This window comes from Vibrio sp. 10N.222.55.B11, from assembly GCF_041473705.1.
Classification (GTDB): Bacteria; Pseudomonadota; Gammaproteobacteria; order Enterobacterales; family Vibrionaceae; genus Vibrio; species Vibrio crassostreae_C.
Genome location: NZ_JBFRST010000018.1, coordinates 52218 through 73011, shown reverse-complemented (window position 1 = coordinate 73011; position 20794 = coordinate 52218). Strand labels below are relative to the sequence as shown.

General features: G+C 43.8%; 17 protein-coding genes and 1 pseudogene. 10 read left to right on the top strand and 8 right to left on the bottom strand.

What is annotated here, in order from left to right:
* The first annotated feature begins 47 nt into the window (after positions 1-47).
* The 6 genes from AB4503_RS07315 (at position 48) to AB4503_RS07290 (ending at position 6866) form a co-directional block, all read left to right on the top strand.
* Complete coding sequence (locus tag AB4503_RS07315; protein ID WP_017066493.1) at positions 48-398, top strand: MFS transporter; 351 nt, start codon at positions 48-50, stop codon at positions 396-398.
* Positions 392-1615 carry an HlyD family secretion protein gene (locus tag AB4503_RS07310; protein WP_372114122.1) on the top strand — a complete coding sequence of 408 codons (1224 nt, stop codon included), beginning with the start codon at positions 392-394 and terminating at the stop codon, positions 1613-1615. Before AB4503_RS07315 ends, AB4503_RS07310 begins: the two co-directional genes overlap by 7 nt.
* Positions 1616-2294: 679 nt before the next feature.
* Positions 2295-3533: a cytosine permease gene (gene codB / locus AB4503_RS07305; RefSeq protein WP_032546874.1), complete on the top strand. Its 1239-nt coding sequence runs from the start codon at positions 2295-2297 to the stop codon at positions 3531-3533.
* 9 nt (positions 3534-3542) lie between these two features.
* Positions 3543-4820: a cytosine deaminase gene (locus tag AB4503_RS07300; RefSeq protein ID WP_017064864.1), complete on the top strand. Its 1278-nt coding sequence runs from the start codon at positions 3543-3545 to the stop codon at positions 4818-4820.
* A 358-nt stretch (positions 4821-5178) separates the two neighbouring features.
* The gene (locus AB4503_RS07295; protein WP_004740083.1) at positions 5179-5391 is read left to right on the top strand and encodes a cold-shock protein; all 213 of its coding nucleotides are present in this window, start codon (positions 5179-5181) and stop codon (positions 5389-5391) included.
* A 458-nt stretch (positions 5392-5849) separates the two neighbouring features.
* Positions 5850-6866 carry a GGDEF domain-containing protein gene (locus AB4503_RS07290; RefSeq protein WP_017060611.1) on the top strand — a complete coding sequence of 339 codons (1017 nt, stop codon included), beginning with the start codon at positions 5850-5852 and terminating at the stop codon, positions 6864-6866.
* 130 nt (positions 6867-6996) lie between these two features.
* Here AB4503_RS07290 and AB4503_RS07285 read toward each other — a convergent pair whose 3' ends face one another.
* Complete coding sequence (locus tag AB4503_RS07285) at positions 6997-7593, bottom strand: malate synthase (RefSeq protein ID WP_017060610.1); 597 nt, start codon at positions 7591-7593, stop codon at positions 6997-6999.
* A 169-nt stretch (positions 7594-7762) separates the two neighbouring features.
* Here AB4503_RS07285 and AB4503_RS07280 point away from each other — a divergent pair, with 169 nt between their 5' ends.
* Positions 7763-9292, top strand: a complete 1530-nt coding sequence (locus AB4503_RS07280; RefSeq protein WP_081090203.1) for a DUF3612 domain-containing protein — start codon at positions 7763-7765, stop codon at positions 9290-9292.
* A 554-nt stretch (positions 9293-9846) separates the two neighbouring features.
* Here AB4503_RS07280 and AB4503_RS07275 read toward each other — a convergent pair.
* Both AB4503_RS07275 and AB4503_RS07270 read right to left on the bottom strand, forming a co-directional pair.
* Positions 9847-11496 carry a DEAD/DEAH box helicase gene (locus AB4503_RS07275; protein ID WP_017060608.1) on the bottom strand — a complete coding sequence of 550 codons (1650 nt, stop codon included), beginning with the start codon at positions 11494-11496 and terminating at the stop codon, positions 9847-9849.
* A 163-nt stretch (positions 11497-11659) separates the two neighbouring features.
* Positions 11660-13015, bottom strand: a complete 1356-nt coding sequence (locus tag AB4503_RS07270) for a diguanylate cyclase (RefSeq protein WP_372114120.1) — start codon at positions 13013-13015, stop codon at positions 11660-11662.
* Positions 13016-13298: 283 nt separating this feature from the next.
* On the opposite strand from AB4503_RS07270, the gene AB4503_RS07265 reads away from it, so the two are divergent.
* Positions 13299-14441 (top strand): DUF3541 domain-containing protein, encoded by a 1143-nt coding sequence (locus AB4503_RS07265; protein WP_371720943.1) that lies wholly within the window; start codon positions 13299-13301, stop codon positions 14439-14441.
* Positions 14442-14585: 144 nt separating this feature from the next.
* Here AB4503_RS07265 and AB4503_RS07260 read toward each other — a convergent pair whose 3' ends face one another.
* From AB4503_RS07260 to AB4503_RS07245, 4 genes are all read right to left on the bottom strand, one after another.
* Entirely contained in the window at positions 14586-15203 is a 618-nt protein-coding gene (locus AB4503_RS07260; protein ID WP_017064868.1) for a class I SAM-dependent methyltransferase, read from the bottom strand.
* Positions 15204-15248: 45 nt separating this feature from the next.
* Complete coding sequence (locus AB4503_RS07255; RefSeq protein WP_017064869.1) at positions 15249-15518, bottom strand: hypothetical protein; 270 nt, start codon at positions 15516-15518, stop codon at positions 15249-15251.
* A gap of 321 nt (positions 15519-15839) precedes the next feature.
* Positions 15840-17048 carry a NupC/NupG family nucleoside CNT transporter gene (locus tag AB4503_RS07250; RefSeq protein ID WP_102320600.1) on the bottom strand — a complete coding sequence of 403 codons (1209 nt, stop codon included), beginning with the start codon at positions 17046-17048 and terminating at the stop codon, positions 15840-15842.
* 446 nt (positions 17049-17494) lie between these two features.
* Positions 17495-18115 carry a hypothetical protein gene (locus tag AB4503_RS07245; RefSeq protein ID WP_017060596.1) on the bottom strand — a complete coding sequence of 207 codons (621 nt, stop codon included), beginning with the start codon at positions 18113-18115 and terminating at the stop codon, positions 17495-17497.
* A gap of 187 nt (positions 18116-18302) precedes the next feature.
* Between AB4503_RS07245 and AB4503_RS07240 the strand changes: the two are divergent.
* Positions 18303-18626 (top strand): annotated as a pseudogene (locus AB4503_RS07240) (PTS sugar transporter subunit IIA); the annotation flags it as partial.
* Between the two features lie 133 nt (positions 18627-18759).
* Here AB4503_RS07240 and AB4503_RS07235 read toward each other — a convergent pair.
* Positions 18760-20025 (bottom strand): HD-GYP domain-containing protein, encoded by a 1266-nt coding sequence (locus AB4503_RS07235; protein ID WP_372114118.1) that lies wholly within the window; start codon positions 20023-20025, stop codon positions 18760-18762.
* Positions 20026-20251: 226 nt separating this feature from the next.
* On the opposite strand from AB4503_RS07235, the gene AB4503_RS07230 reads away from it, so the two are divergent.
* Complete coding sequence (locus AB4503_RS07230) at positions 20252-20788, top strand: GNAT family N-acetyltransferase (RefSeq protein ID WP_372114116.1); 537 nt, start codon at positions 20252-20254, stop codon at positions 20786-20788.
* Positions 20789-20794: the final 6 nt, after the last annotated feature.

The window sequence follows — 20794 nt, the reverse complement described above, 5'->3', positions numbered from 1 at the left end:
TCTGATATCAATAACACTCGGTGCTCAATTTAACCTAGGGTATATCAATGAGTTTAGTTAGTGTCCCATTTGTCGGAACCGGCGCAGATACCGCACTACACGTAGTTGCAGGCGTAGTGTTAGTCGCAACCATCGCTGCTGCATGTTACGGCTTCTGGCGTGTGCATGAATTACCAATCAACAAGGCTCACAGTAAAGAGCATCAACAACTCGGTTTGATCACCGCATTAACATGGATTGGTTTTGTATGGCACTGGGTATGGGTACTAGCAGTAATTTTGGCCTTCGTTGATATGGAAAAAGCCATCATCAATCTAAGAGACACATGGAAGTCACCGACCACAACCAAGGAGCAAACAACTTCCGACAAGCAAGATGAGGAGAGCCAAACATGTTAGAAGGCTTGGCAATTTGGGCACTGTTCATTTACTTACTCAGACTTGTTGGTATGCCTTGGAACAAAGGCACCAAGGCGTTTGCGTACCTAGGGGGTACATCTTGGTTGCTGTTTGTATGGGTTGGCCTACTCAATTTTACTCCGATGGATCTATCGGGAGGCTCAGTGGTTCAGTCTCCACATATTCAGCTGCGTCCCGATTCAACTAATGTGTCGGGAAAAACTTCTAAAGTCTACATCCACCCGAACCAGGATGTGACTGAAGGACAACTAATTTACGAAATTGATGACACCAAATATGTCATCGCAAGAGACAAAGCCAGTGTTCAACTTGAGTCTACAGAGGTCGCTTTAGACACAGCTCGTCAAGAAGTGAGCATTGCAAAAGTCAGCTATCAATCGGCGCTTGAAGACATCAAAGCTTCAGTCGCACAAATAGATTCGGCTAAAACAGACTTAGTACTGCAGTCAAAGACGCTTGATCGTTACCAGAAGCAAAACAAAGTGGTAGAACATACGATCACTGAAACTGACATCGACCAACAAACAGCAAAGGTAGACTTAGCGACGTATAACGTTACGACATTGGAATCTCAGCTTAGCAAGAAAGAAGTCGATGCCGAGAATGCGAAGTTGAACATCCACAAAGCTGAAACCAATGTGAGCAAGAAGCAAACTGAGGTCGATTCAGCAAAGGCAACACTGGCACAAGCACAATGGGACTTGAACAGCACCAAAGTCACGGCACCGACTGACGGCTTTGTAACGAACTTTATTCTTCGTGAAGGTCAGCGTGTTTCAATGATGCCTCGTATCCAGATGTATACCGAAGAGAAGTACGTGCTGATGCGAGTTAACCACCAAGCGATTCGTAATATTAAGGTCGGTCAACCTGCGGAATTTGCGACAGCGGTATACCCAGGAAAAGTGTTCTCTGCAACCGTAGAAGGCATTGTAGAAGCCACTGGTGAAGCGCAAGCAAGTTTGCTGGGTATCGATGAGCAGGTTCGTGTTACCACAGGCAAAAACCTTCAGAACAAGCACCACTTTGTTCGTTTAAAAATTGATGAGGCAGAGGGTTACGATATTCCTGTTGGCTCTGTCGGATTAGCGTGGGTAAGCGGTGAGAAGCCTATCAGCTTTATGGCGTTCCTAGACGTAATACGCGGGATCATCATTAGAATGAAGTCTCAACTGTACTTCTTCTACTCCATCTAATACTTCCTATTGGTGAAACAATACCCAAGCCCGTGCGCTCTTAGATCGCACGGGCTTTTTGTTTATTTCACCATTCGTCGCCAGAAAGAACACAAACCCGAAAAACGAATAAACACGCTAAAGTTGCAAATCGCAATTGCATTTTGCAATTGGATATTTCAAAAACGCAAATTAAACGCTCAAATACGCACCAGATTGCTATAAAACTGCCGTTTTACGTGGTTTTAAAAGTTGGCACACTAACTGCAATGTATATATTGACCCTTCTTAAGCCGAGGGTCACCTAGCCAACTGACGTTGTTAGTGAACCTATTCTTGTTCACAAAATATATAGGCCAATTGCGATTATTGCGATTGGCTATTTTTTTGCCTGCAGTTTGGCCAACCGCCCTCTTTTTCGATACAGACACCCATTCAGACGTATAATAATAAGCATTCATAGCCAACCAAGAACAGCAGATAACCAACGCATTATAGAAAACGTTTTCTATTTGTTTTTTTAAATAAAGACAGAAAATAACCCTATGTTTTACAAGATAATTACTGCAATAACTGGTTTTTATGGGCAATTATTAACAAAATTAGCATTGACTATGTGATTTATATCACCATAATGCGCAAGTTTGCCTGTAATACGGCGACCGTTAATTTTAATTTTGATCATTTGCGGAGGTAAAAAATGGCTGCTGATAATAACTACAGTCTAGGGCCGGTTCCTACATCGGCTAGGAAAGGAGTCGCTTCACTCACCATGGTAATGCTTGGACTCACTTTCTTCTCTGCAAGTATGTGGACAGGTGGTTCACTCGGGACAGGTCTTTCATTCAACGATTTCTTCCTCGCCGTTCTCATCGGTAACCTAATCCTCGGTATTTACACTTCTTTTCTTGGCTACATCGGCTCATCTACTGGCCTCTCTACCCACCTTCTTGCTCGTTTCTCTTTCGGTACTAAAGGCTCATGGCTTCCTTCTGCTTTACTTGGTGGTACACAAGTCGGTTGGTTTGGTGTGGGTGTTGCGATGTTTGCTATTCCAGTACAAAAAGCAACGGGCATTGATACCAACACCTTGATTATCGTATCTGGCTTGTTGATGACGGGGACAGTGTACTTCGGCATTAAAGCACTAATGGTACTTTCAGCGATTGCAGTACCTGCGATTGCGATTTTGGGTGGTTACTCAGTACTGACTGCCGTAGACAGTGTTGGTGGACTAGAGCAACTGCAACTAATTAAACCGGAGACGCCAATGGACTTCTCAATGGCGCTAGCAATGGTTGTAGGTTCGTTTGTAAGTGCGGGGACGTTAACTGCCGATTTCGTTCGCTTTGGTAAAAAGCCAGCAAGCGCAGTATTGATTACTATGGTTGCATTCTTCATCGGTAACTCGCTGATGTTTATCTTCGGCGCAGCAGGCGCAGCAGCAACCGGTCAGGCTGATATTTCAGATGTGATGATCGCGCAAGGTCTGCTGCTTCCAGCCATCATCGTGCTTGGCTTGAATATCTGGACAACCAATGAAAATGCACTTTATGCATCCGGTTTGGGTTTATCTAACATCACTGGTCGCTCAAGTACTACAATGTCAATCATTAACGGCATTATCGGTACGATTTTCGCACTTTGGTTATACAACAACTTCGTTGGTTGGTTAACCTTCCTTTCGCTGGCGATTCCACCAATTGGTGGTGTAATCATCGCCGACTTCTTCGCGAACCGTAAACGTTACAAAGATTTTGCAAATGCAGAGTTCCAAACCGTTAACTGGGCTGGCATTATCGCGGTAGCAACAGGCGTAGCCGCTGGTCACTTCCTACCTGGCGTTGTTCCTTTGAACGCAGTGTTAGGTGGTGCAATCAGTTACCTCGTGCTTAATCCTCTATTGAACAAAAAAGCTCTGAAATCTCAGGCCGCTTAAGGACACACTATGACAACCTTATTAATCAAGAACGCGAAACTTCAAGACCAAGAGGGCTTGAAACAGATTCTGATTGAAAATGGTCAATTTTCTCGCATTCTCGATAATGACGCGCAAATCAATCATCAAGGCGACATCCTTGATGCTGAAGGTGGCATTGCAGTTACTCCTTTCTGTGAACCGCACATCCACCTAGATACTACTCAAACTGCTGGTGAGCCTAACTGGAACATCTCTGGCACTTTGTTTGAAGGTATTGAGCGTTGGGCTGAGCGTAAAGAACTGCTATCAATCGAAGACGTAAAGTCTCGTGCTAAGCAAACACTGAAATGGCAGATAGCTAACGGTGTTCAACACGTTCGTACGCACGTTGATGTGTCAGACCCAACACTCGTTGCGTTAAGAGCGATGGTTGAAGTTCGTGAAGAGATGAAAGAGTGGGTCGACATCCAGATCGTTGCATTCCCTCAAGAAGGCATCCTTTCATACCCTAACGGCAAAGAGTTGCTTGAAGAAGCAGTGAAGATCGGCGCTGACGTTATCGGTGCTATCCCTCACTTCGAATTCACTCGTGAATACGGTGTTGAATCTCTGCATTACGTGTTCGAGCTTGCACGTAAGTACGACTGTCTGATCGACGTTCACTGTGATGAAATCGACGACGAACAGTCTCGCTTTGTGGAAACATTAGCAGCTCTTGCTCATAAGTTTGAAATGGGCGAGAAAGTAACCGCTAGCCACACGACTGCAATGGGCTCTTACAACGGTGCTTACGCATCTCGCCTATTCCGTCTATTGAAGATGTCTGGTATCAACTTCGTGGCAAACCCGTTAGTGAACATTCACTTACAGGGCCGTTTCGACGATTACCCGAAACGCCGCGGTGTAACGCGCGTTAAAGAGATGCTAGCAGCAAACATCAACGTTTGTTTTGGCCACGATGATGTGTTTGACCCATGGTACCCACTGGGCACAGCGAACATGCTTCAAGTTCTGCACATGGGGCTGCATGTGACACAGGTTATGGGCTACGATCAAATCAACAACTCACTTGATTTGATCAGCAAGAACTCTGCTCGCACATTGAACATACAAGACAACTTCGGCATCGAAGAAGGTAAGCCAGGTAGCTTACTGATTCTTCCTGCTGACAATGGCTTTGATGCAGTGCGCCGCCAAGTACCAGTGCAGTACTCAATACGACACGGTAAGGTGATTGCAGAGACTCAACCAGCGAAAACAAAAATAAATTTAGATCAAACTGAAGATATCAACTTTAAGCGTTAATATCGTCTATACTAATGATCAAAAGGAAGCTGAGATGCTTCCTTTTGTTGTGTTGGACGAAGCGACAAAACTATCACTAAATCAGTGTAAATCTTGTACATTCGCACGGTATGACAAAAAAAGCACAAATTTCTTAAGCAATGCGTGTACATCTCAAAAGACTGTGTTAACATGCTTTCGCTCTGTTAGCCGGAGTTATTTAAGTTAGATGAATAGTAAAAAATTGACATGTAAAATCGTTACCCGTTTTTGTAAGTAGTTTTTCCTTATTTCTTAGCAATATTAAATAATTCAATTATCAGCGCATTGCATTAAATGCAATCAACAACTTAGAAAATTTATGAATAAGGGACAAATTATGTCTAACACAAATACTGGCACTGTAAAATGGTTTAACGAAGAGAAAGGTTTCGGCTTCATTTCTCAAGACAACGGCGGCGCTGACGTATTCGTACACTTCCGTGCAATCGTTTCTGAAGGCTTCAAAACTCTGAAAGAAGGCCAAAAGGTTTCTTTCGAAGTTGAAAACGGTCAAAAAGGCCTACAAGCAGCAAACGTTGTTGCTCAATAATTAGCTCTTATAGCTAAAAAGAATTTTAAAGCGCTGATTTTTATCGGCGCTTTTTTATGCCTGCTCATAAACATTTCCCCTCTTGATGCAAGCTTCACCCGTTAACTCTGAACAAATACAAATCACCAGCCAAGCCTCCCAATCTAACCACTCTCAGTTAAAGCTCGACGCCCAAATAACTTCACTTTTTGTATGCACTTCCAGAGACAACAACACTCATTTCTCAGCAATCTTTTGATACTAACTCACGCTACGCCGAAAGTTTGATAAGCCCAAATATGGTTAAAGAACAATCCATTAGATTGTACTTATGAATACGCAATCGATATTCATAATAAAAATGAGTTATTTATCCAATCCTCATCCACTAATTATATAATTTTTAAAGCAAAGACCTTCGAAATCCGCTAACCTTGTTCGCAAGTGGCTTAGTTGTTTTGGTATCTGCAGTAAAAATAATGAACAAAGACGAATTTCAGAAATCCACCGCAAATCTAAAAAAAGCGGTGCCTCTTATGATGAAGAACAGGGTGTCAACGACACCTGCAAATTACGCACTTTGGTACACCTATGTCGATAACGCTATTCCCCAGCTAACTCAAGACATGGATGGTGTTTTAGAACACTACGGTATTTGTCCTCCTGCCGTTGGTGAGCAGCTATACAACAATTATGTTGCCAGCAAATCCGAAACCAATATCAATGACCTTCGCGCTAATTTGGAACTGTTAGTTTCTGAAGTTTCCAATTCAATGAATGACACCCTGACCGACACCTCCGCTTTTTCTGACATGATCGATAAAAGCTTCGAGGACTTGGCTCGTGTTGATAATGAAAGCCTATCTATTGATGAAGTCATGTCCTTAGTTCGACAGCTGGTGTCTGAATCCCGTCATATTCGTCACTCTACTCAGTTTTTAAACTCTCAGCTAAACTCTGCAACCTCAGAGATCACCAAGCTAAAAACCCAGTTAGTAGAAGTTCAGAAAGATGCGCTTTTCGATAGTACAACCACACTCTATAACCGTCGCTCTTTCGACCGTGACATAGAAACCCTGTGTGAAGCACAACAATCTTTGTGTCTGATTCTTCTCGATATCGACCACTTTAAAAATTTCAACGACACCTATGGCCACTTGTTTGGCGATATGGTGCTTAAAGCGATCGCTCGCAAGCTGAAGTTAAGTTGCCGTGAAGGTATTTCTGCCTATCGATTTGGTGGTGAAGAGTTCGCGCTGATTGTGCCTAACAAGTCTTTGCGTATTGCTCGTCAACTCGCTGATACCAATCGTCGCTCTCTAGAAAAGCTGTCGATTAAAGATCGCCGCAGTGGTCAACAAGTCGGCAGTATCACTGCATCGTTTGGTGTCGCTGAACTTGAACCCGGCGAATCAGCTCAATCGCTGATTGAACGTGCTGATAAGCTACTTTATGAAGCGAAATCACTTGGCCGTAACCGAGTCATGCCTTTGTAAAACACACCAACAATGCTCTTATCGACATATTAGTCGGCTCGTATTGAGACTAGAAAGCCCCAAAGTTCATTATCTTCGGGGCTTTTTTTCTTTAGTTGTATAAATTACTTTAGCTAACTAGGATTCACCGTTAGATCTGGAAGCAATAATTCAAGCAGTAGTCTTCACCACTCTTTGCTCTGAACTCTTTATCTTCACTGCATGCCTTTGGTTTACCCTTTGCGTCACCTTGAATCAAACTGATCCAGTGGCGCATCGCTGCAATGGTCTCTTCACGCATTGTGGTTGTTGCTTCCATTGGTGATTGGCCAAACGTGGTGCATGATTCCAACTGAATATCATCAATTTCTACTAGCTCAATACAACCTGTCCCTTTGTGGCAACCAAACATCACCTCTAGGTGGCTGCCACTGCCATCTCGAAACAAGATAGAGTCTGGGTCGTTCTTCTCACCCATGTACGCTACAAACTGCTTAGGGTGCTTCAGACCGCTGTGCTGACCGTCTTTAAAGTAAGCCATAATATGGCGGTAATCGACTACGTAGCTGGTTACGTCTTGATGTGAGCCATTCTCTAGTGGGAATAGTCGATCAAGCAGCTGCTTTGCTTTCACTTGCTTTTCAGTTTGCTGATTAGCATTGATTGTCTCCACGGCAAAGACAGCTTCAGCGATAAATGGCTTTGATTGTTTTTGGATTTCTGTTTTATCGAATGTAAGCATATTCATAGTCTTTCCCTCTTGACCAGTCCGGTGATAACCACCGATTTCTACAGCAAAAATGTGTCCTAGAGCAATTATTCCAAACTAACGTTTAATTTATTTGTCATTTTGTGAATTGCTTAGTTTGTAGATTAGCGCTTTTTTACATACAATTTCACAACAAAAATTTTACAATGTGAATTTTACAAATATGGCCTTGTCAAAAAGTTTAGTTCGTCAGTCACATTTCCTAGGTACGAAAATACGTAACCTAAGAAAACGTAACCATTTAACGATGGAAGACCTGTCTGCGCGTTGTATTAGAATCGACCCAGAATGTGCTCCTTCCGTTTCTTACCTTTCAATGATTGAACGTGGAAAGCGGGTTCCGAGCATCGATATGCTGGAAGTGATTGCACAGGTCTTTCAGAAGAATCCGACGTGGTTCCTCGACGACGAATCTGAACAACAAGCCATTGCTCCTGATAAGGGGAATCGTGGTGGGATAAGTGGCATGGCGCTCGAGCCGAGCTTCCTATTCTCAAACGACATCCTGCAAATTGCGATTCCTGAGATGCTGTCACAAACGGGCATTTCAGGCCGCCAGTTTGCGCACCTCTTGATTCGAGCACACCAAGAGAGCAACCAGAACCACTTCCCTGACCTTGAGCGCGCTGCGGAAGAAGTAGGCTTAAAACGTCTTAACCTCAGCGTAGAAGACCTGATAGACATCGCTAGAAGCCTAGGAATCAACATCCGCTGGGTGACGCGCACGCCGCAAGACGTCGTCGATGAGCTCGGAATTAACGCTAAGCAGTTAGTGACCTCCTTCTTTGAGCCTCCCGGTACTATCTTCTTAAACGAGATTCTTAAAGAGTATCCAACTCGTCTGAAATACGACCTTTCGGTTTATATCGGTCATTGCATTCTGCACAGCAAAGAAGGCCTAAAGAGTGTGTTGTCGGTCGGTAACAACAACACGTGGGACGACAACCAGGTATCAGGCTCTTCACAGCTCAACTCCCAAGATATTCTTCAAGCATGGCGAGACTTTGAATCCAGCTTCTTTGCTGGCGCACTTCTGTGCCCGAAAGTCCCGTTTAGGCAGCTACTTGACCGCACTGGTTACGAAATCGACGTTCACAAAAGAGCAGGGGTTTCCCCCTCTGTTGCGATGCGTCGAATGACTGTAGTATCGCCCTACCCTCACTGGCACTACTTTGATGCTTATGGGCCGGGGAAACTCAAGGCGGTATATCGCGGGAACGGGATTCCGCTACCTTGGGGAAATATGAGAACGGTCGCTGACCCATGTCAACATTGGGCGGTGTTCCGTCGATTATCAGAACCTCGAGCGGGAAGCTCGGCTCAAATCTCCATTTTGAACGTGGGTGATGAGCCAAGAATCTACTGCTGTGAATCCATCAATATGACGGATCCTGCGGGTAACAATCGTGTGTTGTGTGCTGGTATAGATCTCAACCCTGCGATTGATGCTCAAGGCGGTAATTCAAGAGACATAGCAGAGCAGCTTAAAGCGTCATGCGTTAACAATGGTGGCTCTGTGGCAATTCCGCGTAACATCAAAAAAGATCTCACGACAATAGCCAAGATTCTAAATATAAATTGGATTGAACGTGGGATTGAGACAGAGGCGAGGCTTATCTGCTCCAGAGGTGGAGAATGCCCACGCCAACCAAGCTGTTACTCTAAGTGTGGTGAGTAAAAAAGTAATAACAAAAAATAGAACCTAAATTTCAGGCAAAAAAAACCAATCACAATAAGGGTGATTGGTCATATATTTTGTGTGAACAAAAAAGGTTCACTAACAACGTCAGTTGGCTAGGTGACCCTCGGCTTAAGAAGGGTCACCATTACTAATGCAGCATGCGTGCCAACTTTTAAAACACGCATTTACTACGCATCTGGACACGTATTGGCCGGATATCCTTGTTTGTTTTGCAAACTGGAATTGCAAATTGCAAAATTCAACAAAAACGCTAGTGATTATGTTATTATTAATGACTAATTAGAGATTCATTACCCTTCCCAAAAATATCATATTTCCCTTAGATTCAATCACTTTAAACAGCAATAAACCTCCCCTAGCTTACTCAAGCTATACGGTTACTCAACATAAACAACGCCCATAAAAAAACGCGAACATTGAGATTCAATATTCGCGCTTATTCGATTTCTATGACAGAAAGAACTTAACCCACGAGACGCCTTTTTATAAAGCGACTCATGTTCGTTGCTCTTTCAATATCTCAGAAAAGATTACTTCTGAGGAGCTGGCTTAGAACGGCTTCGAGACGGTTTGTTTGTCGAAGGTTTGTTGCTTGTCGGCTTATTTGACGACTTGCTTGGGCCGTAGCTACCGCCGTAACCAGACTTCTTAGGTTTGCCTGCAGGTTTACCTGCGTTGTTTGGCTTACCAGTACCGTTAGATTTACCCGCACCGCTTGGTTTGCTCAGAGTGTTCTGAGCACCTGCGTTATTTGCAGCAGGTTTATTGCCCGCACTACCGCGTTTAAAGTTGCTGCCGTTGTTTCTTACTGATTTATCTTCAGTTGTCGCAGCTGAGTTGTTTTCAGCAGGTTTCTTACCAGATGTCGGCTTACGCTTTGGAGCCGAACCATTACCAGCTACATGACGCTTGTTCTTACCTGCTGGCTTGTGCCCGCGAGCGTTATCACCAGAGCGTTGACCATCAGCATGTTCACGTGGCTGTTTTGCTTTCTTCGGTTTCTTAGGCTTGATTGGACGTGAATCCAAGCGAGACTCAGGTAACTTATTTACTGGAGAGAAACCTTCCAGTTCACGACGCTCTAGCACTTGTTGAATCAGGCGTTCAATACCGAACAGCTCACCCACTTCATCAGCACAAACCAATGAAATCGCTTTACCTACTTCACCTGCACGGCCAGTACGACCGATACGGTGTACATAGTCTTCTGATACATGAGGAAGATCGAAGTTAACTACTTGAGGCAGTTGCGGGATATCGATACCACGAGCGGCGATATCAGTTGCAACAAGTACTCGTACCTTACCTGTTTTGAAGTTCTCTAAGGCTTTAGTACGTGCACCTTGGCTCTTGTTACCATGGATAGGTGCAGCAGTGATGTCTTGCTCTTCAAGGAAGCGAGCAAGCTTGTTCGCACCATGTTTCGTCTTGCTGAACACCAACACTTGTTGCCAATCGTTATCTTTGATTAGCTTCGCTAGCATTGCGCTCTTTTTCTTTTTGTCTACTGGGTAGATGCTTTGCTCAACCGTTTTTGCCGTCGAGTTTGCAGGGCTTACTGAAATCTCAACAGGATTGTTCACTAAGCCTTTCGCTAAGCTGCGGATATCATCAGAGAACGTCGCTGAGAACAGTAGGTTCTGACGCTTCTTAGGCAAGAAAGCTAAGATCTTACGAATATCGCGGATGAAACCCATGTCTAGCATGCGGTCCGCTTCATCTAGCACTAGGATTTCTAGTTGGTCAAAACGCACTGCATTTTGGTTGTATAGGTCAAGTAGACGACCAGGTGTTGCCACCAACACGTCACTACCTTTACGCAGTTTTTGCATCTGAGGGTTAATCTTCACACCACCAAACACTACCGTCGAAGTCAGCGGTAAGTTAATACCGTACTTCACTACGCTGCCATTCACTTGCGCAGCAAGCTCACGAGTTGGCGTTAGCACGAGCGCACGAACTTGGTTCTGACGTACGCGAGTACCTTTCGATAACATTTCAAGAATAGGTAGCGTGAAGCCTGCAGTTTTACCTGTACCTGTTTGAGCAGCGGCCATAACATCTTTGCCCGTTAGGACAGCTGGCACGGCTTTCTCTTGTATTGGTGATGGCTTATCGTAACCTTGTGCTTCAATAGCTTTAAGGATCGGTTCAGAAAGGCCAAGGGAGGTAAAACTCATAGATTATTTTCTCAGTTGAATAACATTTAGTATGAGCAACACGTTAAAAAGTGCGTTGCTTCAGCTTTTGCTCATCAAATACATTGATACGGAGCAAAGCGCGGTATTCTGAGGCTTTTCCCCCCATTCAGCAACTAAATTCTAATCGCAGCTAAAATTCAACCTAGATAACTTGTCGCTTCTGTTCGTACATTTTTTCATCAGCGGCTTTCAAGAGCGCATCGACATCATTGTAGTTACTATTGTGAATAACCCAACCCACACTGATTCTGAGATAAATAGAGTGCGCTTCGTACACAACTGGCGCCGAGCATATCGCCTTTCGTAGTTTAGTCACGATTGAAGATACGTGTTGATCATCGATGATGCGTGGCAACAAGACCAAGAACTCATCACCGCCTATCCTTGCAACGATATCTGAAACACGCAGCTCACTTCTTATGCGGTTAGCACACTCGATCAATACCTGATCGCCTGCCGCGTGACCATAAGTGTCGTTGATTGCTTTAAACCCATCGAGGTCGATATTTACAACAGCAAAGGTTCTCGCTCTCTGTTTTTGAGTGGTTTTGAAGGCCTGCTTGAGGCTATACATGAAGTATCGACGATTCGGCAACATCGTTAACTCATCATGCATAGAGCGGCTATCTGCAATGCGGTAAAGGCGATAAATAGTAAAGAAAGCAAACGCCAGCACTAATATTATGGAGTAGCCCACCAGCCTTACCGCTTGGATGCGATACCAAGGCTCATCCATCAATACATGTTCGTTACCGGAGAGAGCAAGGTACCAACCCCCGCATGGAAAACTCACCTGTTCAGTGGCAAACGCATTATCGAACACATCCTGAGTACCATAAAAGACAGCGCCATCTTTCCCTGAACTGTTTGCACCACGAATTGCTAATTCATACTTGTTCTCTATCTTGCCGATTCCAACATCTTCAAACAGCTCATCTAAACCGATAACAGCACTGGAGACACCCCAATAATCTTGATTAAAAGGCGGATCTCGGAAGATCGGAGTACGTGTAATAAGGGCTTGCCCACCTTGAAACAGCTCAAAAGGACCAGCAATAAAGGTGTTGCCAAAATTACGGGCTATCTCAACAGACTCCCATTGATTTGGGTGATCACGATAATTAATACCGAGAATCTGCTCATTACCTTCCATCGGGTAAACAAAATTTAGAATGTCGTCTTTGGCGAGTCCGATAAGTCGAATATGGAAGCCATCTTGAATGATATTCTCTGCAATCTTATCCCAATTTTTTACCTCTCCATCGGGGTTGATGGTCACTAAGGTCGAGAAATTATTGAGGATATACATATCTGACACGATCGCGGCTTCGATCCGAGAACGAATAATGGATAGTTGCTTTTTTGCCTCTGAATACGATTCGTTTTTAAGAAAAGTTAATTGCTTGGCATGAAAGAACTCAATTGCGCTTACTATCGCAAGAAAAAAAAGAAAAGCTACTACTCTGGCAGACCACTGCTTGCTAGAACCACTTGGCATTTACGAACCTCTAACACTATTGTTCTATATACTGCCTTATAACGGCTCATTTCTGGCTTATTGCCCCAGTATGCCGCTAAGTCATTAAAAATCCATACTGACGTCGACTATCTATCAAATATTGAGTGATCCATCACTTCAAACTTCTTTACTAAACGAATGGTTTAATCAAAAAGGGTTAGTGAACCTTATAAAGCTTACATTGTATTGACTCAACGCTTACATTGAAGGATTCATCAATGTTATTTTACATAGACTAATAATCAGCTTGGTACCTCACGACATGAAGTTAAAAACTATCACACTGTGTACATTGCTATCAGCCTCGGTTGCCGTTCACGCACAAGAAAACGTTCAAGCGCCAACCGCAGTGAACGTTCAATCCCAAGCAGATTCGCTCAATTCTCAAGAACAATCTTTCAAGCAATCTGCAGACCTAATTCGCACCACCTACGAAAGCCAGCTTTACACCCTGCCTGCATTCAAAGAAGGTCACTACGGGCTGCGCATGTATCGTCAAACATTAGACGATAAGTATTCAGCGGCGGTGTGGAGCGACATGGCTCGAGTGGCAAGCAAGCTCAGCACCCTGTCGAATGACGTTCAAACCATGGAACAAATCGTACTCTACTCAGAGAAGCGAGTTGCATCTTATATTGGTGATAACGATGAGCGCAGTATTCGACGCTACAACATCACCAAGCACATGCCTGAATACCTTTACCTTGGTGTTGACCTTCTAGGCTCTATGGCTCGTGCTAACGAATACGGTTTAGAACACAAGAACGATGCCAAGCTACGCGAAATCATTCGTCGCTATGACTTCTCACGATACGTGACCAATGAAGACATGGTGAAAGCGTGGGCCGCTCAATTAGCGAATCAGGTTTACTGGTTGCGCCAACTGGGTGAGCAGGATGTCGTTGATGAGTTTGTCGATACCTTCAAAAAAGCCTACCCAGATTCGCAAGACAGGAAGCTTTCAAGCCAGCAATACGGCAATAAGATCTATGGTATGACCCATGTGATCTTTGGTGATTCAGAATATTACCAACATCAAGTAAGCGAACAAGACCATCAATGGATCTACGATTACTTCAGAGAAAACATCGATACGATTCTGCTGCGTGCGAAAGAAGATGTGATTGCTGAGGTTGGATTAACCTTCTTATTGGCAGGTTTAGAAGATGACCCAGTTCTAGAGAAAACTCGACTCGCGATTCAAGCTTCAATCGATGAGAAACAAGGCATGATCCCTTCTATCACTGGTGATTTTGATCTTGAGTACGGTGAACACCGCAACGTGTTAGCAATCATGCTACTCGATTGGCAGCAAGTGAATGAAGCGCCGACTTATGAAGGCAACCCTAAGGTGTTTACTAACATCCCTTACGGACTCATTAAAAACCAACCACCGAAGAACTAGCAACATACCTAGCCTAGGTTCATCATAGAACCCAAAAAGCCTCATACCTTTCAAGGCTGCGGCTTTTTGCTGTTTACTACGTCAGTACTCGTATCAAAAGTTGTTAATATCAAAACCTGCGTAAAGATAAAAACAAAGACGACATCAAGCTCCTGACACGGCTTTGTTCATCACTATCGTAAAATCCCCTTCTGCGTAGCCCTCCGTTAAAGAGACATCATCGCAGAGCGTTTTACAGAAACGATAGACACCTTGAGGGTGATAACTCATCAAGGTATTACGCGAAGGATACTGGCTTGAGTTGAGAAGATTAAAAATCACCGTCTGATTCGCCAGTTCATACATGCGAGTAATCATGTTTGTCAGATAATCAGAATCACGAGAGATGTAGTTCAGTGAACCACTAGCGATGACAATGTCGTGCGCCTCAAGGTTCATTTTGCTCATATCACCCGCCAAAAACTGACAACGATCTTCTGTGTAGTTTTGCTTCGCCTTCTTAAGAAAGCCTGCGTGTTGGTCAACGCCGGTATAAGATTGAATACGATAGATGCTGTCGAGCAGTTCAAACAGCTCGCCATAGCCGCAACCCAAATCTAAAACACTCTTCTTTTCGAAGTCCGCCGCACGAGCGATTACTTCAAAGCGACACAATTGACTCTCTTCGCTAGTCCAACCTAAAGCTTTAGCCTTGTCGCCATTCGAGCGGTTAGTTTGTTTCCGATGATAGCGATACACCTTCCAACGATCGAGCCAGTGCATTCAAATCAGCCCTACTTCAATGAACATCAGCACACCTTGATAAGATTAAGCTTTAGAACTTGAAGAAAAGAGCCCACCGATTTTATAACCGATCGCATAGCAAACCACGGCGACAGTAACAAACACCAATGCCGAGAAGAAATACGCTACAGACGCTGCGACACCAGCCCCCCACACCACGCTGAACACCAAACCGAGATAAGCCTCTTTTGGCCACTGGTAGATAGGAAACTGAGCGCCGCCAGCAATTAGGTAAACCATCGCAAACAAGCCAATGAAGGTAACAATAAGACCGATGAGAACGCGAATGTTCATGGAGAGACCCTTGATTAATTTAGCTTGGTTGCCATTGTTCCTAATCGAAAGCGGATATGCTTAGTCGGAACCGAATATTCTCAATCGAAATCGAATGTTCTTAATCGAAGCCGAATGTTATTAATCGCAACCTGATGATATTCAAGTATATCGGATAAAAGGAACTGGCTCTATTACTCTTCCGAGTGAGCTTTTACTCACGATAGACAAATCACAGTCGACGGCCAAAACCTGATTTCGCCTGATTAACAGGCACAAAAAAGCGGACACCCTCCTTACGTTAACTCCGTAAGTAAAGTGTCCGCTTTAACTGAATATAGCTTAAAGCAGGATGAAAATACCCGCTAAGCATGCACTCATTAGGTTTGCTAGCGTACCAGCAGCTACAGCTTTCAAACCTAAGTTTGCAACTTCAGCACGGCGCTCTGGTGCCATAACACCGATTGAACCTAACTGAATCGCGATAGAACCAATGTTAGCAAAGCCACATAGAGCAAAAGTCACGATCACTTGGCTGTGTTCAGATAACAGAGCTTTGTTCTCAACGAAGTCGATGAAAGCAACAAACTCGTTCATAACGATCTTCTGACCGATGTAAGAACCCGCCATCAATACTTCGTCACTTGGGATACCGATCAGCCATGCAAGAGGCGAGAACAGGTAACCAAAGATAGCTTGTAGCGTAATACCCGCAAAACCGAACGTTTCACCTAGGCTTTCTAGGCCAGTGTTGACCATCGCAATCACACTCACGAATGCAACCAACATAGTACCAACCGCTACCGCAACCTTCATACCGTTCATCGCGCCGCTTGCCAATGCATCAATCACGTTGCTTTGGTCAGCTTTATCTAGTTCGATATGGTCGTAATCACTTGGTGTGCTGCGCTCAGGAACAATGATCTTCGCCATTAACAGACTGCCCGGAGCCGCCATAAAGCTTGCAGCGATAAGGTATTTAAGCTCAACACCAAGGCCAGCATAACCACCAAGTACACTACCCGCTACCGACGCCATACCACCTGCCATTACAGCAAACAGTTCCGAACGAGTCATAGACTTTAAAAAGGGACGAATAAGAAGAGGAGACTCACCCTGAGAAAGGAAGATATTACCTGTAGCAACCAGAGATTCAGCTTTACTTGTACCCAGCAGTTTTTGCACCGCTCCGCCCAAGATTTGAATCACTTTCTGCATAACGCCTAAATAATAGAGCGCAGAGATCAAAGCACTGAAGAAGATAATGATTGGAAGTACGCGAATCGCGAAAATGAAACCTTCAGTAGCCAGATCACCAAATAGGAAAGCGATACCAACGTCTGCAAAACCAAGCAAACTCGAAACGCCATTGCTTAGGCTTGTTAACGCCAGTTGTCCCCAAGGGAAATACAATACTAAGGCTGCAAAACCGATTTGAAGTAATAGTGCACGAGAGACCGTTTTCCAGTTAATTGAAGAACGACTTTCAGATAACAGGTACGCGCAAGCAATCAGTGCAAGAACACCGACAAAACCAAATAGAATATTCATAATGTGTCCTAGTAATCCTTAAAGAGTGAACATGAGCCAAGCAAATGACATCAAAGGAACAGGACAAAGAACCGCAAGCAAAACGCTACGCGATGAAGGAGCTAACAGGGTTAGCGAATGTAACAACGAGTTGTTCATGTAAAAAATCACCTTATACAAGCAGTGGAACGTAGCTGGTCCGGTCCGTGGGGTCATTCACATATCCATGTGACGGCTTGTATTGGCTAAGCACCGGCTTAAAACCGGAAAAGAAGTATAAACAGTTAAGTGAGACTTTCATCACATTTTTTGACGCAAACGATCGCGCGGTCATAAAGCGTACAAATCGAACTACTTCTCGCAATAATTAATTTTTCCAGCAAGAAATAATGCAAAAAAAAACCATCATTAAAATAAAAAGCCACAGAGTGTGGCTTTTTCAAAATATGAGATCAAAGTGGGAATAACTAGTTTAGCAGGGCACTTTTCACTTCAGCATCTCGGAATATCTCTTCAAAACGCTGTTTGTAGATCAGTTGCATCTCATTGATGATTGCACCACCATCAGGTACATCATTCTCGCCTTGGAAATTTTTGCTGAGTAGCTTATTACCAGCTTCATCATAGATAATCACATTAACGTTGTACCAAGAGTTATCCGTAAATGCGTGGAAGTCATACTTCCACTCATTCAAGACAAACATCATCGATTTGTTGTCGAATGCTTTCATCTGCTCAGCAACCTTGGTGATATCCTCTTCAGGCGTCGTCTCAACCGACTCAACAGCTACTTGCTGTTTTTTCAAGCCTGCGACCAATCTGTCAGTCAAAAATTGAGACATTGGCTGCTGTGTCGCCGTGTTGTAGGTATAAGGAATACCTAACGAACTGCGAATAATTCCCTCAAATTTTGGCTCTTTATCATGATCGAGAACGTATGGTCTCTTATCGATTACAGCGACGGTCAACGCTTTTTCCTGTGGAACTTCATTGAGTTGAGGCGCACTTTGTTCTGCTGTTAATACCGTTGCACAACCAGAAAGCCCTAACGATACTGCAGCGAGCAGTAAACTGACGAGTTTTTTCATAGATTTACCTATCTTATTGTTTTGAATAGGCTGTTCTAACAAAAATCGACTTAATGAGTAAACATTCATAAAATCAATATTTTACATAATTGTTATTTATATAAATTCGCTCACACATCGGGTTAAATTTATTGAGTCATCAGTCAATAAAAAGGGTTTGTAACGGAACGTTATGAAATGAACAGATTATGTTCAAGCTATCAAGCAAAAGCACAAGGACATCGGCGCGTACTATGTTCTGGCACCAAAAATTGCGATGCCTCATGCTCGCCCTGAAGATGGTGTGAACGAAGCATCACTGCAAGTAACGGTATTCAAAAAGGGTGTTGATTTAGAGTCAGAAGACAACGGTGACGTTTACCTTTCGATTACTCTGGCGGCGATGGACTCAGATAGCCACATCCATACGATTATGGCGCTATCAGAGTTGCTCCAAAATGATGATGACATTGATGCCATCATCGCAGCGGAAACTGAGCAAGCGATCATCGAGATCTTAAAGCGATACTAATCTCGATCTAAAGATCCTGATAAGCCCCCATTAAAAAAGCGAGAGCCTCGGCTATCGCTTTTCTGTTTCTGGTGTTTAGTCATTTCGACCGAGTATGAGTTTAGGCATCACACCTCTAAAGCATTCAGTGGCGTTAAAACGCGTACATTCTTTTATCTGTTGATAATTCAAAGCAATATTGCGCGTGTTTATTAAGGCACTCAAACACTTCTCGATCCAACTTAAAGTTATCAACGTGGTCCGTCAAAATAGCGAGAGTCTCTTCTAACGTCATGCCTCCACGATAAGGTCGAGACTGAGTTAGCGCTTGAAACACATCCACCACAGCAACAATTCGACTGGGTTGATCCAACTCTTCCGCCGTTTTTCCCATTGGGTAACCCGAACCATCTAACCTTTCATGATGATTAGATGCCCACTGACAAACCTGAGGTGAACTGAACAACTCCTGCAATGCGAATCGAGTGTCCGTTGCATGGCGTTTAATACAGCAATACTCTTCTTCAGTGAGTAAATCCGGCTTATGCAGAATGTCATTAGGGGTTTGCAGTTTACCGATATCATGGACTAACCCAGCCAGATAGAGTTTGCGCTGAGTGGTGTAGGAATAACCCAGCTGTTTGGCGAGGTATTCTGAAAGCTGCCCAACCTTTAAAGAGTGCTTAAAGGTAAACGAACTTTTGGTATCAACAACATTGGCGATAAACTCGGCAAAGGCCACCGTCTCATCCAGCGACATTTGCTGGGAGAAAAATGGCACAGGTTCAAAGTTATCCCTCATGTTCTCGATGTATGGAATCTCCATAGAAAACCAGAAGTCATCCAAATCAACCAACTCGCACATGTGTTGCACAAGGTTGGTTTCGAACATCTCATCCGCTTGTTCAGTCAAACGTTCAATGATGCTCGCTTTGCCATCTGGTGTTAGGTTTCCATAACGATCAGAAGAGGTTATGCCGTATAGATAATCGACTCTATCGGCAAGCATCACGATGGCAGCTAGTTCTCTTTCTAACTCGCTGATATGAATAGCCCTTAGCTCAGACCACGGAGTATGGTGATAAAGAACCGGCTTAGCAAATATAGAAAGAACTGGGCACTCTTTTAAGATTTGGTAGCCCTTTTGACAATGGTGATAGCTTGAGTCAGGTACAAACCCAGACGTTAAACTGAGCTGTTCATCAATTTGCGAGACACCACAGTCGTGAATCAAGCCTAACGAAAACGCGAGCTGCGCTTGCTCTTCTTCCCACCCCACACTCAGAGCACATCGATACGCGATATAGCCCACTCTCTGTCCATGATTTTTACTTTCGAAACCGACGTTATCAAGCGCCTTAGCAATACCGAATAGAGCCTTCCTTAAGTCCACGGTCACGTCCTGGCAATGTTGATTCATTATTTAAGCCTAGCATTTTTATATTTTTTATATATTTAGGCCGCTAATACTAATGCATAGCTAATGATCATATACACAACTATTGTATGGTTTAATGAGTTTCGTGATAGAACCAACGTATCACGAAAAACCCGTGATACAAATGGTTGCATATTAAAAATCATGCGACATTATAGCCTGCCGACTAAGATTCGCTTAAATAAGCAGCCATAAGAAAAGGAAAGACATGTTTAAAACGGTTATCGACAACGCACTCTCCATCGCATTGGTTGAAGAGAGCTTCGCTTCTCACTACGCGGAAATCTCACAAAGCCAGAATGAGTACCTAAGTCAATGGCTCGTGTGGCCGCCACATTGTAAAACCGAGCAAGACTTTAGGATCTTCATCCAACGCTCGCTACACGATTATGCGGAAGGGAAAAGCATGACCTGTGCGATCGTGTATCAAGACAAGGTCGTCGGTAACTGCAGTTTCAATACTATTGATCATGATAAGCAAAAGGTGACGATAGGTTATTGGTTATCTGAGACATACCAAGGAAAGGGGATTGTGACGCGCGTTGTCCAGAAGCTGATTGATATTGCTTTCAATGAGTTAGATATGGAAAAGGTAGAGATATCAGCCGCAACCGGTAACCAAAGCAGCCGTAAGGTTTGTGAGCGCTTACATTTCACGTTAGAAGGTATCATCACGCGTAACGAAAACTTGAATGGTCGCATCATTGATCACGCTATTTATGGCCTTCATCGCTCTAAGCTCTAAGCTCTA

Coding starts and splice junctions, on each gene's coding strand:
- AB4503_RS07245 (WP_017060596.1), bottom strand. CDS start 18,115: ATGAAAAAACTCGTCAGTTTACTGCTCGCTGCAGTATCGTTAGGGCTT.
- AB4503_RS07255 (WP_017064869.1), bottom strand. CDS start 15,518: ATGAACATTCGCGTTCTCATCGGTCTTATTGTTACCTTCATTGGCTTG.
- AB4503_RS07270 (WP_372114120.1), bottom strand. CDS start 13,015: ATGCCAAGTGGTTCTAGCAAGCAGTGGTCTGCCAGAGTAGTAGCTTTT.
- AB4503_RS07310 (WP_372114122.1), top strand. CDS start 392: ATGTTAGAAGGCTTGGCAATTTGGGCACTGTTCATTTACTTACTCAGA.
- AB4503_RS07295 (WP_004740083.1), top strand. CDS start 5,179: ATGTCTAACACAAATACTGGCACTGTAAAATGGTTTAACGAAGAGAAA.
- AB4503_RS07275 (WP_017060608.1), bottom strand. CDS start 11,496: ATGAGTTTTACCTCCCTTGGCCTTTCTGAACCGATCCTTAAAGCTATT.
- AB4503_RS07315 (WP_017066493.1), top strand. CDS start 48: ATGAGTTTAGTTAGTGTCCCATTTGTCGGAACCGGCGCAGATACCGCA.
- AB4503_RS07300 (WP_017064864.1), top strand. CDS start 3,543: ATGACAACCTTATTAATCAAGAACGCGAAACTTCAAGACCAAGAGGGC.
- AB4503_RS07290 (WP_017060611.1), top strand. CDS start 5,850: ATGAACAAAGACGAATTTCAGAAATCCACCGCAAATCTAAAAAAAGCG.
- AB4503_RS07250 (WP_102320600.1), bottom strand. CDS start 17,048: ATGAATATTCTATTTGGTTTTGTCGGTGTTCTTGCACTGATTGCTTGC.
- AB4503_RS07230 (WP_372114116.1), top strand. CDS start 20,252: ATGTTTAAAACGGTTATCGACAACGCACTCTCCATCGCATTGGTTGAA.
- AB4503_RS07260 (WP_017064868.1), bottom strand. CDS start 15,203: ATGCACTGGCTCGATCGTTGGAAGGTGTATCGCTATCATCGGAAACAA.
- AB4503_RS07285 (WP_017060610.1), bottom strand. CDS start 7,593: ATGAATATGCTTACATTCGATAAAACAGAAATCCAAAAACAATCAAAG.
- AB4503_RS07265 (WP_371720943.1), top strand. CDS start 13,299: ATGAAGTTAAAAACTATCACACTGTGTACATTGCTATCAGCCTCGGTT.
- codB (WP_032546874.1), top strand. CDS start 2,295: ATGGCTGCTGATAATAACTACAGTCTAGGGCCGGTTCCTACATCGGCT.
- AB4503_RS07235 (WP_372114118.1), bottom strand. CDS start 20,025: ATGAATCAACATTGCCAGGACGTGACCGTGGACTTAAGGAAGGCTCTA.